The sequence below is a fragment of the Kineococcus lubricus genome (assembly GCF_050871965.1).
Taxonomy (GTDB): domain Bacteria; phylum Actinomycetota; class Actinomycetes; order Actinomycetales; family Kineococcaceae; genus Kineococcus.
The window spans coordinates 21,042-36,441 of the sequence record NZ_JBJLSK010000016.1; the positions used below are offsets into that span (position 1 = coordinate 21,042).

General features: G+C 75.6%; 14 protein-coding genes. 11 read left to right on the forward strand and 3 right to left on the reverse strand.

All coding sequences use genetic code 11. The features are described 5' to 3' along the window. Nucleotide 1: 1 nt before the first annotated feature. Nucleotides 2–538 carry a GbsR/MarR family transcriptional regulator gene (locus tag ACRYRX_RS13545; RefSeq protein WP_432512552.1) on the reverse strand — a complete coding sequence of 179 codons (537 nt, stop codon included), beginning with the start codon at nucleotides 536–538 and terminating at the stop codon, nucleotides 2–4. Between the two features lie 165 nt (nucleotides 539–703). Between ACRYRX_RS13545 and ACRYRX_RS13550 the strand changes: the two genes are divergently transcribed. Genes ACRYRX_RS13550 through holA form a run of 8 tightly spaced genes read left to right on the forward strand, consistent with a single transcriptional unit; the run spans nucleotide 704 to nucleotide 10,471 of the window. Continuing rightward, nucleotides 704–2,308 carry a peptide ABC transporter substrate-binding protein gene (locus tag ACRYRX_RS13550; protein ID WP_432512554.1) on the forward strand — a complete coding sequence of 535 codons (1,605 nt, stop codon included), beginning with the start codon at nucleotides 704–706 and terminating at the stop codon, nucleotides 2,306–2,308. Beyond that, nucleotides 2,305–3,801, forward strand: coding sequence for a M14 family zinc carboxypeptidase (locus tag ACRYRX_RS13555; protein ID WP_432512555.1), 1,497 nt, complete (start codon nucleotides 2,305–2,307; stop codon nucleotides 3,799–3,801). Before ACRYRX_RS13550 ends, ACRYRX_RS13555 begins: the two co-directional genes overlap by 4 nt. Further along, nucleotides 3,798–4,724, forward strand: coding sequence for an ABC transporter permease (locus ACRYRX_RS13560; protein WP_432512557.1), 927 nt, complete (start codon nucleotides 3,798–3,800; stop codon nucleotides 4,722–4,724). Before ACRYRX_RS13555 ends, ACRYRX_RS13560 begins: the two co-directional genes overlap by 4 nt. Next, the gene (locus ACRYRX_RS13565; protein ID WP_432512558.1) at nucleotides 4,717–5,607 is read left to right on the forward strand and encodes an ABC transporter permease; all 891 of its coding nucleotides are present in this window, start codon (nucleotides 4,717–4,719) and stop codon (nucleotides 5,605–5,607) included. Before ACRYRX_RS13560 ends, ACRYRX_RS13565 begins: the two co-directional genes overlap by 8 nt. Nucleotides 5,608–5,612: 5 nt before the next feature. Beyond that, the gene (locus tag ACRYRX_RS13570) at nucleotides 5,613–7,271 is read left to right on the forward strand and encodes a dipeptide ABC transporter ATP-binding protein (RefSeq protein ID WP_432512560.1); all 1,659 of its coding nucleotides are present in this window, start codon (nucleotides 5,613–5,615) and stop codon (nucleotides 7,269–7,271) included. Further along, nucleotides 7,268–8,731: an amidohydrolase gene (locus ACRYRX_RS13575; protein ID WP_432512562.1), complete on the forward strand. Its 1,464-nt coding sequence runs from the start codon at nucleotides 7,268–7,270 to the stop codon at nucleotides 8,729–8,731. Before ACRYRX_RS13570 ends, ACRYRX_RS13575 begins: the two co-directional genes overlap by 4 nt. Further along, complete coding sequence (locus tag ACRYRX_RS13580) at nucleotides 8,731–9,369, forward strand: FMN-binding negative transcriptional regulator (RefSeq protein WP_432512564.1); 639 nt, start codon at nucleotides 8,731–8,733, stop codon at nucleotides 9,367–9,369. Before ACRYRX_RS13575 ends, ACRYRX_RS13580 begins: the two co-directional genes overlap by 1 nt. 55 nt (nucleotides 9,370–9,424) lie before the next feature. Continuing rightward, entirely contained in the window at nucleotides 9,425–10,471 is a 1,047-nt protein-coding gene (holA, locus tag ACRYRX_RS13585; protein ID WP_432512565.1) for a DNA polymerase III subunit delta, read from the forward strand. 77 nt (nucleotides 10,472–10,548) lie between these two features. Here holA and rpsT read toward each other — a convergent pair whose 3' ends face one another. Next, entirely contained in the window at nucleotides 10,549–10,809 is a 261-nt protein-coding gene (gene rpsT, locus ACRYRX_RS13590) for a 30S ribosomal protein S20 (protein WP_432512567.1), read from the reverse strand. 315 nt (nucleotides 10,810–11,124) lie between these two features. On the opposite strand from rpsT, the gene ACRYRX_RS13595 reads away from it, so the two are divergent. Both ACRYRX_RS13595 and ACRYRX_RS13600 read left to right on the forward strand, forming a co-directional pair. After that, complete coding sequence (locus ACRYRX_RS13595; RefSeq protein WP_432512569.1) at nucleotides 11,125–11,580, forward strand: hemerythrin domain-containing protein; 456 nt, start codon at nucleotides 11,125–11,127, stop codon at nucleotides 11,578–11,580. A gap of 8 nt (nucleotides 11,581–11,588) precedes the next feature. Beyond that, complete coding sequence (locus tag ACRYRX_RS13600; RefSeq protein ID WP_432512570.1) at nucleotides 11,589–12,359, forward strand: alpha/beta hydrolase; 771 nt, start codon at nucleotides 11,589–11,591, stop codon at nucleotides 12,357–12,359. Between the two features lie 18 nt (nucleotides 12,360–12,377). Here the strand turns inward: ACRYRX_RS13600 and ACRYRX_RS13605 are convergent, their stop codons facing one another. Continuing rightward, nucleotides 12,378–13,337 carry a DUF4349 domain-containing protein gene (locus tag ACRYRX_RS13605; protein WP_432512572.1) on the reverse strand — a complete coding sequence of 320 codons (960 nt, stop codon included), beginning with the start codon at nucleotides 13,335–13,337 and terminating at the stop codon, nucleotides 12,378–12,380. Between the two features lie 103 nt (nucleotides 13,338–13,440). On the opposite strand from ACRYRX_RS13605, the gene lepA reads away from it, so the two are divergent. Then, complete coding sequence (gene lepA / locus ACRYRX_RS13610) at nucleotides 13,441–15,351, forward strand: translation elongation factor 4 (protein ID WP_432512574.1); 1,911 nt, start codon at nucleotides 13,441–13,443, stop codon at nucleotides 15,349–15,351. Nucleotides 15,352–15,400 lie beyond the last annotated feature (49 nt).

The window sequence follows — 15,400 nt, forward strand, 5'->3', positions numbered from 1 at the left end:
CTCAGCGCCGGCCGCGGGGGGCGTCGCGCTGGGCCTTGACCTCGGCCCACTCGGCGAGCATCTTGCGGTGGTACCCGGCGAGCCACTCGAAGTAGTCGCGCATGTTCTGCAGCCGGCGGTGGGTGGGGGAGTCCCCGGGCCCGAACAGGTCCAGCGCGTCCTCGGCGAAGCGGGCGCTGCGGAACAGGTACTTGCGTTCCCCGGCGAGGAAACTGCCCCAGACGTCCTCCTCCATCCGGTAGTGGTGGCGGCGGTCCCCGGGGACGGCGTGCCGGTGGATGAAACCGGCCTCCTCCAGGCGGCGCGTCGTCGTCGACACCGACCCGGCGCTGGCGCGCAGCTCGCGGGCCAGGTGCCCGGCCGAGACGTGCGGAGCCTCCGACAGGAGCAGGTAGCCGATCACCCGGCCCTCCATGCGGGGGGCGCCGCCGGCGGACCAGGCCAGGCCGAACTCCTCGACGAGGGCCAGCCGGTCGGCGGGCATCGCGGCCTCACCGGTCTCGCCGGGGTCGCCGGTCTCGTCCGATCGCTGCACCACCGGGTTCCCTCCTCGTCCACCGCCGCGCGGGGACCTCATCGTGGCACGGGCGCCCGGGACCGGCGTGTCACCGCGCCGTTAAGAGTTCATTTCATACTGAAAGATCCGTAGCTTTCCAAGGCCGACAGGTGCAGAGTGGGCCCACCCACCGACCAGGAGGCCCCGATGTCGCGTTCCCGCCGTCCCCGCGCCCTGCTCGCCCTCGCCCTCACCACCGCGCTCGCGGTCTCCGCCTGCTCCGCCGGCGACGACGACAGCGGCGGGCCGGGCGGCTCCACCGCCTCGATCACCGTCGCCGTCGGCACCCCGGACCACCTCAACCCCGGTCGGCAGACCGTCGCCTTCGACCAGGCCCAGGCGCTGTTCACCTCCCTCACCGCCGTCGACGAGGACGGCGAGCTGGTGATGGCCGCGGCCGAGTCGGTCGAGTCGCCCGACGGCACCACCTGGACGGTGCGGCTGAAGCAGGGCTGGACCTTCCACGACGGCACGCCGGTCACCGCGAAGAACTACGTCGACGCCTGGAACGCCGTCGCCTACGGCCCCAACGCCTGGGAGAACAACGGCCAGATGGCCGCCATCGCCGGCTACGCCGACCTCAACCCCGCCGAGGGCGAACCCGTGGCGACGACCATGTCGGGACTCGCCGTCGTCGACGACACCACGTTCACCGTCACCCTCACCGCCCCCGACGGGCAGTTCCCCTACCAGCTCTCCCAGGGCCAGACCGGGTTCTACCCGCTGCCCGACACCGCCCTGGCCGACCCCGACGCCTTCGACGCCCGCCCGGTCGGCAACGGGCCGTTCCGGGCGACCGGGGCCTGGGAACCGGACCAGCCGCTGACCCTCACCGCCTACCCCGACTACGCCGGCGAGGAACCCACCGTCGACGAGATCACCTTCCAGCCCTACACCGACATGACCACCGCCTACACCGACGTGCAGGCCGGCAACGCCGACGTCCTGTTCCTGCCCGCCGACAAGTACACCGCCGCCGCGGCCGACTTCGGCGACCGGCTGCACACCTTCGACGCCCCCGGCATCTCCTACCTCGGGCTGCCGCTGGACGACCCCCGCTACGCCGACGTCCGGGTGCGGCAGGCCATCTCGATGGCCGTCGACCGCGACGCCGTGAACCGGGCCGTGTACGGGGGGCTGTACGAACCGGCCACCGCGTGGACGCCGCCCGCCGAGGCGGGCACGCCCGAGGGCATCTGCGGGCGCTACTGCGAGTTCGACCCCGCCGCGGCGAAGGCGCTGCTGGCCCAGGCGGGCGGGTTCTCCGGGACCATGGAGGTCGTCTACCCCGGCGGGGTCGGGCTCGACACCGTCTACGAGGCGTACGCGAACCAGCTGCGGCAGAACCTCGGCCTGGCCGACGTCGTCGCCCGCCCGTCCAGCGACTGGGCCTCGTTCGCCAGCGCCCGCACCGCCGGGGAGATGACCGGGCCGTTCTTCTCCCGCTGGGGCGCGCTGTACCCCAGCCAGCAGAACACCCTGCGGGCGTTCTTCACCACGACCGGCGGCTGCGCTCCCTGCGTGGCGTGGAAGGACCCCGCCACCGAGGCCGCCATCGCCGCCGCCGACCGGCAGGTCGACCAGGCCGCCGCCGAGCAGGGGTACGCAGCCGCGCAGGAACTCGTCCAGGCGGCGTTCCCGGCCGCGCCGATGTTCTTCGAGACGTACTCCTACGTCACCTCCGAGGACGTCGCCGGGCTCCCCGCCGCCAACGGCAGCCCGATCCTGTCGAAGGTGGAACTGGTCTCGTGACCACGACGAGCAGCACGACCAGCGGCAGCACCGCCGCGAGGACCGGCGGGACGGTCCCCGCCCCCCGCCCCGCCTGGGTGGACGACGTCGTGGCCCGGGCCGGCTCGGTCCCGCCCATCCCCGGTTTCCCCACCGTCGACGAGCTGAGCGGGCGGTTCCACGCCCTCGCCGCGCAGTTCCCCGACCTCGTCCGCGTCCGCCGGGTCGGCACCTCCCGGCTCGGGGAACCCATCGAGTGCTTCGAGGTCGGGGAGCAGGACCCCGGCCTGCCGGTGAACCTCGTCGTCGGCGGGGTCCACCCCAACGAACCCGTCGGGGCCTGCACGTCGCTGCACCTGGCCCGGGAGCTGTGCACCGACGCCGCGCTGCGCCGCGACCTCGGGGCGGTCTGGCACGTCGTGCCCTGCATCGACCCCGACGGCGCCCGGCTCAACGAGGGCTGGTTCGCCGGCCCCTTCGAGCGGGGCCACTACAGCCGGCACTTCTACCGCCCCGCCCCGGCCGAGCAGGTGGAGTGGTCCTTCCCGTTCGCGCACAAGGGGTGCTACTTCGACGCCCCCACGCCCGAGACGCTGGCCCTGATGCGGCTCATCGACGACCTGCGGCCCCGGCTGCTGGTGGCGCTGCACAACGGGGAGATGGGCGGGGTGTACTACTACGTCTCCCGCGCCCTGCCCGGGCTGGTCGAGGCGCTGCACGCCGTCCCGGCCGCGCTCGGGCTGCCGCTGGACCTCGGCGAACCCGAGAACCCGGTGGCCCCCGTCCTCGGCGACGCCGTCTTCGGCCTGCCCGGCCTCGGGGAGGTCCTCGACCTCCTCGAGGAGCTCGGCGTCGACCCCGCCGACCACCAGGGCGGCACCTCCTCGGCGGAGTGGGCGCACCGGCACGGCACGTTCTCCCTCGTCGCGGAACTGCCGTACTGGTCGCACCCGGCCGCCGACGACACCACGCCCACGACCCGCACCCAGCGCGAGGTGCTCACCGCGAAGGCCGACGCGCTGGCCGCCGACGGACGGGAACTCACCGGGATCCTCGCCGCGGCCGAACCGCACCTGACCGAACCCCGGACCGGGCCGCCGACCCCGTTCCTGCGGGCCTCACGGGCGTTCGTGCCGATGTTCGCCGACGTCGCGCGCCACGACCGCGCCCGCGCCGCCGACCCCGCCGCGCAGCGCCCCGCGACCGTCGCGGAGGAGTTCTCCGCCGCCGACTTCGTCCGCATGTTCCGGCTGCGCTACGGCGGGATGCTGGTCCGGGCCCTGGCCGCCCCCGTCGCCGGCGGGCTCGCCGGGCCGGAACTGCGGCGGCTGCACCGGCGCGCCGCCGACCTGCTCGAGGACTGGCAGCAGGACGCCGCCCGGCTGCGCGGCACCCAGCGCCTCGACATCGCCGACCTCGTCGGCGTCCAGTACGGCTCGACGCTGGCGACGGCCCTCGCGCTGCGCGACGAGGCGGCGGAACCCTCGGCGGAACTCCCGGCGGGGCCCTCGTGACCGCCCACCTCACCCGCCGGCTCGGGGAACTCGTCGTGGTGTTCCTGGGCGTCACCTTCGTCCTGCACGCCCTCGTCTTCGCCCTGCCGGGCGACCCCGTCGCCGCCCTGGGCGGGGACCGCCCCCTGTCGCCCAGCGTCGTGGCGCAACTGCGGGCCGAGCACCACCTCGACGAACCGCTGTGGCGGCAGTACCTGCTGCACCTGGCCGGTCTGCTGCGCGGGGACCTGGGCACCGACTTCGCCGGCCGCCCCGTCACCGAGCAGATGGCCGCGCGCTGGCCCACCACCGTCACCCTCGCCCTCACCGCGTGGGCGATGCAGGTCGTGGGCGGGATCGTCCTGGGCGTCGTCGCCGGCGTGCGGCGCGGCACGGTCCTGGACCGCGGGGTCCTGCTGCTGACCGTCGTCGTCTCCGCGGTCCCGGTGTTCGTCCTCGCCGTCACCGCCCGGCTGGTGTTCGGCGTGCGGTTGGGCGTGCTGCCGGTCGCGGGCGACGCCGCGGGCTGGCCGACGGCGTTCCTCATGCCGGCCGCCGTCATCGCCGTCTTCGGCCTGGCGCCCGTCGCGCGGCTGGTGCGCGGCAGCGTCGCGGGGACCCTGGGCTCGGACTTCGTGCGCACCCACCGGGCCAAGGGGTTCACCCCCGGCCGGGTCCTGGCCGTGCACGTGTCGCGGAACTCCGCGATCCCCGTCGTGACGTTCCTGGCCACCGACCTCGGGCTGCTGCTCGGGGGTGCGGTCGTGGTGGAGGGCGTCTTCAACCTCCCCGGCGTCGGGCAGCTGCTCGTGAGCGCGGTGAGCACCCACGAGGGGGCGACCGTCGTGGGCGTCTCGACGGCGCTGATCCTCGTGTTCCTGCTGACCAGCCTCGTCGTCGACGTCGTCGCCTCCGCCCTCGACCCCAGGATCCGTCGTGGCTGAACCCACCACCCTCACCGTCCCGGCCTCCCCGGCCCTGCGCGCGCGGGGGGTCTGGCCCACGCTGCGCCGCCGCGCCGGGTTCTGGGTGCCCGCCGTCCTCCTCGCGCTGCTCGTGGTCGTCGCCCTGTTCCCCGGCTGGGTCGCCGGCTACTTCGGCCACGGCGACCCCCGCGCCTGCGACCTGGCCCGCACCGTCGGCCCCGCCACGGCCGGGCACCCCTTCGGGTTCGACGTCCAGGGCTGCGACGTGTACGCCAACGTCGTCCACGGCACCCGCAACTCCCTGGCCGTCGGGTTCGCCGCGACGTTCCTCGCCCTGGTCGTCGCCCTCGTCGTGGGCACCCTGGCGGGGTTGCGCGACGGCTGGCTGGACACCCTCTTCGCCCGCACCACCGACGTGTTCCTCGGGTTCCCGTTCCTGCTGGGCGCCCTGGTCGTCCTCATCAGCCTGGGCGACCGGTCGGTCTGGACGGTGTCCCTGGTGCTGGGGATCTTCTCCTGGCCCGTGATGGCCCGGCTGGTGCGCTCCTCGGTCCGCAGCGTGCGGGGCGCGGAGTTCGTGCTGGCCTCGCAGGCGATGGGCCTGGGGGCCTGGCGGACCACCACCCGCCACGTGCTGCCCAACGCCCTCGGCCCGGTGCTGGCCGTCGCCACCATCGCGGTCGGGCAGATCATCGTCGCGGAGTCGACCCTGACCTACCTGGGGGTCGGCCTGCAGGCCCCGGCCGTCTCCTGGGGCCGCCAGCTCGCCGAGGCCCAGCAGCAGCTGTCCTCCGCCCCGCACCTGCTCCTGTGGCCGGGCACGTTCCTGGCCGTGACGGTGCTGTCCCTCGTCTGGCTCGGCGACGTGCTGCGCGACGCCCTCGACCCCCGGCAGCGGTGATCCCCGTGAACGACCCGACCCCCGACGTGGTCCTGCGCCTGCGCGACGTCGGCGTCACCTTCCCCGTCGACGGCCGCGACGTCCCCGCCGTCACCGGCGCCGGCTGGGAACTGCGGCGCGGCGAGGTCCTCGCCGTCGTCGGCGAGTCCGGCTCCGGCAAGAGCGCGACGGCGCTGGCCGTGCTGGGGCTGCTGCCCCCCGGGGCCAGGACCACCGGCACGATCGAGTTCGACGGCCGCGACCTGCTCGCGCTGCCCGAACCGGAACTGCGGGCGCTGCGCGGACGGCGGATCGCGATGGTCTTCCAGGACCCGCTGAACTCCCTGGATCCGGTGTTCACCGTCGGGTTCCAGCTCGTCGAGCTCCTGCGGGTCCACGACCCCCGGCTCAGCGCGGCCCGGGCCCGGGCGCGGGCCCTGGACCTGCTGCGCGCGGTGGACCTGCCCGACCCCGAGCGCCGGCTCGGCCAGTACCCCCACCAGCTGTCCGGGGGCCAGTGCCAGCGGGTCGTCCTCGCGATGGCGCTGGCCGGGGAACCCGACGTGCTGCTCGCCGACGAGCCCACCACCGCCCTCGACGTCACCGTCCAGCAGGAGGTCCTCGACCTGCTGCGCGACGTCGCCGCCCGCACCCGCACCTCGATCGTGCTCATCACCCACGACATGGGCGTCGTCGCCGACCTCGCCGACCGGGTCGTGGTGATGCGCGCGGGGCGGGTCGTGGAGAGCGCCCCCGTCGAGGAGCTGTTCGACGCCCCCCGCGAGCAGTACACCCGGGACCTGCTGTCCGCCGTCCCCGGCCGGGGCACCGCACCGGACCCGCCGCCCGTCGACACCGCGGCCCCGCCGTTCCTGCGGGTCGAGGACCTCGTCGTCGAGTTCGGCGGGCGCGGGTGGCGGCGCCGCCCGGTCCGCGCCGTCGACGGGGTGACGTTCTCGGTGCGCCGCGGCGAGGTCCTCGGCCTCGTCGGGGAGTCGGGGTCGGGCAAGTCGACCGTCGGGCGGGCCCTGGTGGGCCTCGTCCCCGTCGCCGGGGGTTCGGTCGAGGTCGGCGGCGACCGCACCACCGGCACCGACCGCCGGGCGCGGCGGCGGGCCCGGCGCCGCACCGGGGTGGTGTTCCAGAACCCCACCGCCTCCCTGGACCCGCGCCGGACCGTGGGCGACGCCCTGGCCGAACCCCTCACCGCGCTGGCCGGGCTGCGCGGGCCGGCCGTGCGGGCCCGGACCGCGGAACTGCTCGAGTCGGTGGAACTGCCCCCCACCTGGGCCGGCCGCTACCCCCACGAGCTGTCCGGCGGGCAGCGGCAGCGGGTGGCCATCGCCCGCGCCCTGAGCCTGCGCCCGGACCTGCTCGTCGCCGACGAGCCGACCTCCGCGCTCGACGTGTCCGTCCAGGCGACCGTCCTGCGCCTCCTGCGCCGGCTGCAGGCCGAGCTCGGCTTCGCCTGCGTGTTCATCTCCCACGACCTCGCCGTCGTCGAGCAGCTGTGCCACCGGGTGGCCGTCCTCAAGGACGGCCGGCTCGTCGAGGAAGGACCCCGCGACCAGGTCCTCACCGCCCCGCGGCACGACTTCACCGCCCGGCTGCTGGCGGCGGCGCCGGTGCCCGACCCCGCCGAGCAGGCCCGCCGCCGGGTCGCCCGGCTGGAGGTCAGCCGGTGAGCGCGCTGCTGCTGCACGAGGTCCGCCGCCGCGGGCGGGTCGTCGACGTCCTCCTCGCCGGGGGCCGCGTCGTCGCGGTCGGCGACGACCTGCGCGCCGCCGCGACCGGGCTGGACCCCCTGGGGGACGTCGAGGTCGTCGAGGCCGGCGGCGCGGTGCTGCTGCCCGGGCTCGTCGACGCCCACGTCCACCTCACCCAGTGGGCCGCGGCCCGTCGGCGCGTCGACGTCCTCGCCGCGGCCTCCGCCGCCGAGGTCGCCGACGTCCTCGCCGCGGCCGCCGGGACCGGCGGGGACCTCCTGGTCGGCCACGGGTACCGGGACGCGCTGTGGACGCGGCCCGCTCACCGCGACGTGCTGGACGCCCGGTTCCCCGACCGGCCCGTCCTCGTCGTCAGCGCGGACCTGCACGCGGCGTGGGTGAACTCGGCCGCCGCGCGGCGCTTCGGGGTCGACGACCCCACCGGGGTGCTGCGGGAGGCGCCGGCGATGCGGCTGCTGACCACCGCCGGCGACGTCGGCGACGCGGTCCTGGACCGGTGGGTCGCCGAGGCGACGGCCGCCGCGGCCGCCCGCGGGGTCACCGGCCTCGTCGACCTGGAGTACGCGCCGATCACCGCCTGGGCCCGGCGCGAGCGCCCCGCCGTGCGGGTCGAGGCCGGCGTCTGGACCGACTGGCTGGAGGAGGCCGTCGAGGCGGGGCTGCGCACCGGCGACCTGGTCCCCGGCGCCCCCGGCCGGGTCCGGGTGGGGCCGGTGAAGTTCGTGGTCGACGGGTCGCTGGGCACCCGCACCGCGTTCTGCCGCGAGGAGTACCCCTCCGGCGGCCACGGGGTGCTGCGCCTGCGGCCGGAGGAGCTGGAACCGGGCCTGCGCCGGGCCACCTCCCACGGCCTGGCGGTCGCCGTCCACGCCATCGGCGACGACGCCGTCCGCGTCGCCCTCGACGCCTTCGAGGCCACCGCCGCCACCGGCTCCCTCGAGCACGCCCAGCAGGTCCACCCCCAGGACCTGCCCCGCTTCGCCCGCCTCGGCGTGGTCGCGAGCATCCAGCCGCGGCACGCCGTCGACGACCGCGACGCCGTCGAGCGGCACTGGCCCACCGGGGCCGGGCGCGCCTACCCCTACGCCGCGCTGCTGGCCGCGGGCGCGCAGCTGCGGCTCGGCTCCGACGCCCCCGTCGCGCCGCTGGACCCGTGGGACGCGGTGGCCAGCGCCGTGCACCGCAGCGTCGACGAGCGCGACCCCTGGCGCCCCGACCAGCACCTGCCCCTCGACGTCGCCCTCGCCGCCGCCTGCGGGGGCCGGCGCGACGTCCACGTCGGGGACCGGGCCGACCTCGTCCTCGTCGCCGACGACCCCGCCCGCGCGTTCGCGAACGGGGGAGCGGACGCCCTGCGCCGCACCGAGGTCCTCGCCACCGTGCTGGGCGGGGAGTTCACCCACCGGGCCGGCACCTGATGCACGTCCCCGACGAGTACCGGGCCCCCTCGGACGCCGCGGTCGCCGAGCTGGTGGACGCGCACCCGTTCGCGCTGCTCGTGGGCGTCGAGGGCGACGGCGTCCGGGCCGTGCCGGTGGCGACGCACGTGCCGGTCGTGCGGGGCGCCGGCGCCGCCCCGGCGGTGCGGGCCGGCGACGTCCTCCTGGGCCACCTGGCCGCGGCGAACCCGCAGTGGCGGGGGTTCACCGCGCACCCCCGCGCGCTGCTGGTGTTCTCCGGCGCCTCCGGCTACGTCTCGCCGACGGTCTACCGGACGGCCCCGGCCGCCCCCACGTGGAACTACGCCGCCGTCCACGTCACCGCCCGGATCGAGGTGCTGCCGGCGGGGGAGGCGACGCTGCACGTGGTGCTGGAGACGGTGCGGGCCCTGGAGGCCCGGCGGGCCGCGCCCTGGGACGTGACCCCCTCGCTGGAGCACGTCCGCCGGATCCTGCCCGGGGTCGTCGCCTTCGCCGCGCACGTGGAGGACGTGCGGGCGCAGTTCAAGATGAGCCAGGACAAGCCGCCGCGGCTGCGCGAGCGGGTCCGGGAGGGCTTCGCCGGGGACGGGCGGGACGACGTCGTCGCGGCGATGGACCGCGCGAGCCCGCCCTGAGCGGCCCCGCGCCCGGCGCGCGGCCGGTGTCCGGCCCCCGTGCGACAGTGTGGCCGTGCCCGCCGCCCAGTCCTCCAGCAAGAGCCGCACCGCGGGCCGCAGCCGGTCCGCCGCCAAGGGCGGCGAGGGCACCGTCACCCCCCACGACCTGGCCCCCGCGCCGGTCGTCCTGCTCGCCGGGTCCGAGGAGGCGCTGGCCGACCGCGCGTTCTCGGCGCTGCTGGCCCGGGTGCGCGAGCAGGACCCGGCCTTCGAGCGCACCGACGTCGCGGCGGCCGGCTACCAGAAGGGCCAGCTCGCGACCTGGACGTCCCCGTCGCTGTTCGACGAACGGTCGCTGGTGCTGGTCGACGGGGTGGACGCCGCCACCGACGCCTTCGTCGAGGACGTCCTGGAGTACCTGCGCGCCCCGGTGGAGTCGGTCGTCCTGGTGCTGCGCCACCGCGGCGGCAACAAGGCCAAGAAGGTCCTCGACGCGGCCCGGGCGGTGCCCGGCGTCGCGGAGGTGTCGTGCCAGCCGCTCAAGCGCGACCAGGAGAAGGTCGACTTCGTCCTGGCCGACGTGCGCCGCGCGCGCCGCCGCATCGACGTGGAGGCGGCGCGGGCCCTGGTGCAGGCCCTGGGCAGCGACCTCGGGGAGCTCGCCGCCGCGGTCGACCAGCTGCTCACCGACACCGACGGGACGGTCACCGAGGACGCCGTGCACCGCTACCACGGGGGGCGGCGGGAGGCGACGGGGTTCGAGGTCGCCGACGCGGCGATCGCGGGGGAGGAGGGGCAGGCGCTGGTGCTCGTGCGGCACGCCGCCGCCACCGGGGTGCCCGCCGTCGTGGTCGTCGCCGCGCTGGCGTCGCGGTTGCGGCAGCTGGCGAAGGTGGCCGCCGCCGGCCGCGGCCGGGCCGCCGACCTGGCCCGCGACCTCGGGATGGCCCCGTGGCTGGTGGAGAAGGCCCAGCGCGAGGTGCGGAACCTGTCCCCCCAGGGGCTGGCCGACGCGATCCTGGCCGTCGCGGCCGCCGACCACGCCGTCAAGGGCGGCGGCGCCCACGCCGAGCACGCCCTCGAACGGGCCGTGCGGGTGGTGGCCGCGGCCCGCCGCTGACCGGCCGCCAGCACGGGCCCGGACGCACCGAGGGCCGGCCCCCGGACGGGGACCGGCCCTCGGCGAGGAGCGGTGGATCAGGCCTTGGCCGCGGCCTTGGCGATGGCCGACTTGCGGTTGGCGGCCTGGTTCTTGTGGATGACGCCCTTGCTCACGGCCTTGTCGAGCTTCTTGCTCGCCAGGGCCAGCGCGGCCTGGGCCTTGGCCGAGTCGCCCGAGGCGAGGGCTTCCTTGAAGTGGCGCACGACGGTGCGCAGCTCCGACTTGACGGCCTTGTTGCGCAGGCGCGCCTTCTCGTTGGTGAGGATGCGCTTCTTCTGCGACTTGATGTTGGCCACGTGCTCCGTCTTCCTGTCGATCGGTGATCAGTGTCAGAGGGCGGTCGCTCCACCGGGGACTCCCGGCGTGGGGACACCGGGGGGGACGGTGGGAGACCGTGACCTCCGCACGGAGCGAAGGCATCGTCAAGGTTACCAGCGGATGCGCCGGGCCCACGACACGCGCCGCGGTCCGGGGCCGTCCGCACCCGTGACGGGAAGGGTCACCGTCGGTAGCATCGGTCCAGCGTCGCGTGCCGGTGGGAGACCGTCCCAAGCATGGAGGCGCCGGACCGAGGGAGCCCGACGTGGACCGTCGCCCCCTTCCGTCCCCGCGTGCCTGAGCGCGGGACGGAACGCCTCACCGCCTGGGGCCGGGAACTGCACCAGGTGCACGAACGACTCCACCGGGCGCTGCGCCTGGCGCGCGACGGGCTGGACGCGCCCACCGCCGGTGACCTCCTGCTGCACTGCCGGGGGTTCTGCGCCGCCCTCGACGGCCACCACCGCGGCGAGGACCGGACGCTGTTCCCCGCGGTCGCGGCCGCCCACCCGCACCTGCGGCCCGTGCTGCGGGCCCTGGAGCAGGACCACTCCACGATCCGGTACCTGCTGACCGGCCTCGCCGACGCCGTCGAGCGCGACGCCGGCCCCGACGACCTCGCCCGGCACCTCGAGGGCGTGGCCGCGGTGATGGAGAACCACTTCCGCTACGAGGAGAGGCAGCTGAGGACCGTGCTGGAGACCCTGGACCTGCCCGTCGCGCCCGCCGACGCCCTGGGGCCGCTGTGAACCCCGTCGTGAACCCCGTCGTGAACCCCGTCGTCATCGACGGCGTGACCCTGGACGTGCAGGAGTTCCCCGTCCCCGGGGCCCCGGCGCTGCTCGTGCTGCCCGGCGGCGGCTTCCGCGAGCACACCCCGCACGACGGCGAGGGCTACGCGCACCGGCTGAACTCCCTCGGCCTCGGCGCCGTCGTCCTGCGCTACCGGCTGCGGCCCGACCCGTTCCCGCTGGCGCTGCAGCAGGCCCGGACGGCGCTCGCGGCGCTGCTGGCCGGGGACCTGCTGGCGGGGGCGGACTGCGCGCGCACCGGCGTGATCGGTTCCAGCGCAGGCGGTCTGCTGGCCGGTCTGCTGGCGACCGGGGCGGTCCTGAGCGTCGAGCCGCCCCCGGCGACCGTCCCCCGGCCGGCCTTCCACGTCCAGTCCTACGGCCTGGCGGACCTCGCGCTGCTGCCGGACGCGGCGGTCGCGGCGCTGCTGGGGGACCGCAGCGGGCTCGCGGCCGAGCTCTCACCGGTGCACCACGTCACCGCGGGCACCGCCCCGACGTTCGTCTGGGCCACGGCGCAGGACCGGCCCGGCCTGCCCAACGCCCTGGCGTGGGCGCGGGTCCTGGCCGAGCACGACGTGCCCGTGGAGCTGCACGTCTACCCCGAGGGCGGGCACGGGGTCGGGCTGGCCGACGGGGTGGCCCACGGAGCGTTCGGGCAGCGGGCGATCCCGCACACGGCGCAGTGGACCGAGGCGTTCCGGCGCTGGCTGGTCCTCACGGTCGGGCCGTGGTGAGACGCGACCGCCGGGGGGTCACTCCGCCGCGGCCCCGGCGGCCGGTGGGCCGCCGGCGGCGGACCGGCGGCGGCGCAGCACCAGCCACACCGGGACCCCCACGAGCGCGAGCGGCACCGCGAACGGCAGGACCGCCCCGACGACCAGGGTGAGGACCCGCGCGACCTCGCCCAGGGCGTGCCAGCCCGCCACCAGGCCCCCGGTGAAACCGGGCTGGTCGGCGGCCCGGACCGCGGCCGGCGGAGCGCCGCGGACCAGGTCGACGTCGACGGTCGCCAGCGACACCTGGTCGGCCAGGGTCCGCTGCCGCGCCTGCAGCGCCTCCAGGTCCGCCTGCCGCCGGGCGATCTCGCCCTCGATCGCCAGGACGTCCGGGACGGTCGTCGCCAGCGGCAGCCGGTCGCGGAACGTCTGCAGGACGGCCTGCGCCGAGGCCACCCGGCTGTCGACGTCGGCGACCTCGGTGCTCACGTCGTTCGAGCCGGTCGTGCGCTCGGTCTGCTGCCCGAGCCCGGCGACCGCGTCGAGGGTGTCCTCGAACGCGGCCGAGGGCACCCGCAGGGTCAGGTGCGCGTGCTCGGCGCCGTCCGCGCCGCCGGTGCTGCTGGCGCTGACGAGCCCGCCGGCCGACTCCGCCCGCGCCCGGACGGCCTCCACCGCGGCCGGCAGGTCGCGCACGCGCACCGCGACGGTGGCGGTGGAGACGATCGAGCGGCCCGGCCCGGCGGTGTCCGGGCCGACCACGGCCTGCGCCCCCGCCGCGTCCGCACCGCTCGCCTCGGCCGCGACGGACCCGCCGCCGGCGTCCTGCGCCTGCTGCGGCGGGCCCCCGGTGGACCCCGAGGAGGAGTCGGCGCCGGAGCCGCTGCACGCGGCGGCCCCCAGCAGCAGGGTCAGGGCCAGCGCGGGGGCCAGGAGCAGCCGGCGGCCCCCCGGACGGGCGGCGCGGGCGGGGCGGGGCGGGGTCGGGGAGCGCACAGGACACCTCCGGGCGGGGCGGTCACCGTGACCGTGCGGCTCGGACGCCGGGCCGTGCCGCGCGGTTCCGTCCCCGGACGCCGCCGCCCCCGGACGTGCGACGATGGGACCGCCCGCCAGACCGATCGAGAGGTGCTCCCCACCCGTGTCCCCGAGAGCCGCCGACGCACCGGCACCCGCCGCGACCGCGCCGGAGCTGCTGCGCAACTTCTGCATCATCGCCCACATCGACCACGGCAAGTCGACGCTGGCCGACCGGATGCTGCAGCTGACCGGCATCGTCGACGAGCGGGCCATGCGCGCGCAGTACCTCGACCGGATGGACATCGAGCGCGAGCGCGGCATCACCATCAAGTCGCAGGCCGTCCGGATGCCGTGGGGCCTGGACGGCACGGACTACGCCCTCAACATGATCGACACCCCCGGGCACGTCGACTTCACCTACGAGGTCTCCCGGTCGCTGGCGGCGTGCGAGGGAGCGGTGCTGCTCGTCGACGCCGCGCAGGGCATCGAGGCCCAGACCCTGGCGAACCTCTACCTCGCCATGGAGAACGACCTCACGATCATCCCGGTCCTGAACAAGATCGACCTGCCCGCCGCGCAGCCGGAGAAGTTCGCCGAGGAACTGGCCAAGCTCATCGGCTGCCAGCCCGAGGACTGCCTGAAGGTCTCCGGCAAGACGGGCGTCGGGGTGGACCTGCTGCTCGACGAGATCGTCAAGCAGGTCCCGGCGCCGGTCGGGGACGCCGACGCCCCCGCCCGCGCGATGATCTTCGACTCCGTCTACGACACCTACCGCGGCGTGGTGACGTACGTCCGGGTCGTCGACGGGATGCTCTCGCCCCGCGAGCGCATCGCCATGATGTCGACGAAGGCGACCCACGAGCTGCTGGAGATCGGCGTCAGCTCGCCCGAGCCGACCCCCTCGAAGGGCCTGGGCGTCGGTGAGGTGGGGTACCTCATCACCGGCGTGAAGGACGTCCGGCAGTCCAAGGTCGGCGACACCGTCACGAACGCGGCGAAACCGTCCGCGACGGCGCTCGGCGGGTACCAGGACCCCAAGCCGATGGTGTTCTCCGGGTTGTACCCGATCGACGGCTCGGACTACCCGCTGCTGCGCGACGCGCTCGACAAGCTCAAGCTGAACGACGCCGCGCTGGTCTACGAGCCCGAGACGTCGGTGGCGCTCGGTTTCGGGTTCCGCATCGGTTTCCTCGGCCTGCTGCACCTGGAGATCGTCCGCGAGCGCCTGGAGCGCGAGTTCAACCTCGACCTCATCTCGACCGCGCCGAGCGTGCCGTACGAGGTGACGCTGGAGGACAAGCGGGTCGTGGAGGTCACGAACCCCTCGGAGTTCCCCGAGGGCAAGATCGCCGAGGTGCGCGAGCCGGTCGTGCGGGCCACGATCCTGGCCCCGGCCGACTTCATCGGCGCCATCATGGAGCTGTGCCAGCAGCGCCGCGGTGACCTGCAGGGCATGGACTACCTGTCCGAGGACCGCGTGGAGATGCGGTACCGGCTGCCGCTGGCCGAGATCGTCTTCGACTTCTTCGACCAGCTGAAGTCGCGCACCCGCGGGTACGCGTCGCTGGACTACGACGTGGACGGCGACCAGGCCGCCGACCTGGTGAAGGTCGACGTGCTGCTGCAGGGCGAGCAGGTCGACGCGTTCAGCCAGATCGTGCACCGGGACAAGGCGTACGGCTACGGCGTGATGATGGCCGGCAAGCTGAAGGACCTCATCCCGCGCCAGCAGTTCGAGGTGCCCATCCAGGCCGCCATCGGTGCCCGCGTCATCGCCCGCGAGAACGTCCGCGCCATCCGCAAGGACGTCCTGGCCAAGTGCTACGGCGGTGACATCACCCGCAAGCGGAAGCTGCTGGAGAAGCAGAAGGAGGGGAAGAAGCGGATGAAGATGGTCGGGCGGGTCGAGGTGCCCCAGGAGGCCTTCATCGCCGCGCTGTCCTCCGACGCCGCGGGCGACAAGGCGAAGGACAAGAACGCCAAGAAGTGACGCCGAGGAGTGAGGCCGGTGCTCCGCGCCACCGCGCGGGGGCACCGGC

What these genes read in the sequence shown, in the direction of transcription:
- ACRYRX_RS13550 (WP_432512554.1), top strand. Translation starts at nt 704, where the DNA reads ATGTCGCGTTCCCGCCGTCCCCGCGCCCTGCTCGCCCTCGCCCTCACC.
- ACRYRX_RS13580 (WP_432512564.1), top strand. Translation starts at nt 8,731, where the DNA reads ATGCACGTCCCCGACGAGTACCGGGCCCCCTCGGACGCCGCGGTCGCC.
- lepA (WP_432512574.1), top strand. Translation starts at nt 13,441, where the DNA reads ATGGGACCGCCCGCCAGACCGATCGAGAGGTGCTCCCCACCCGTGTCC.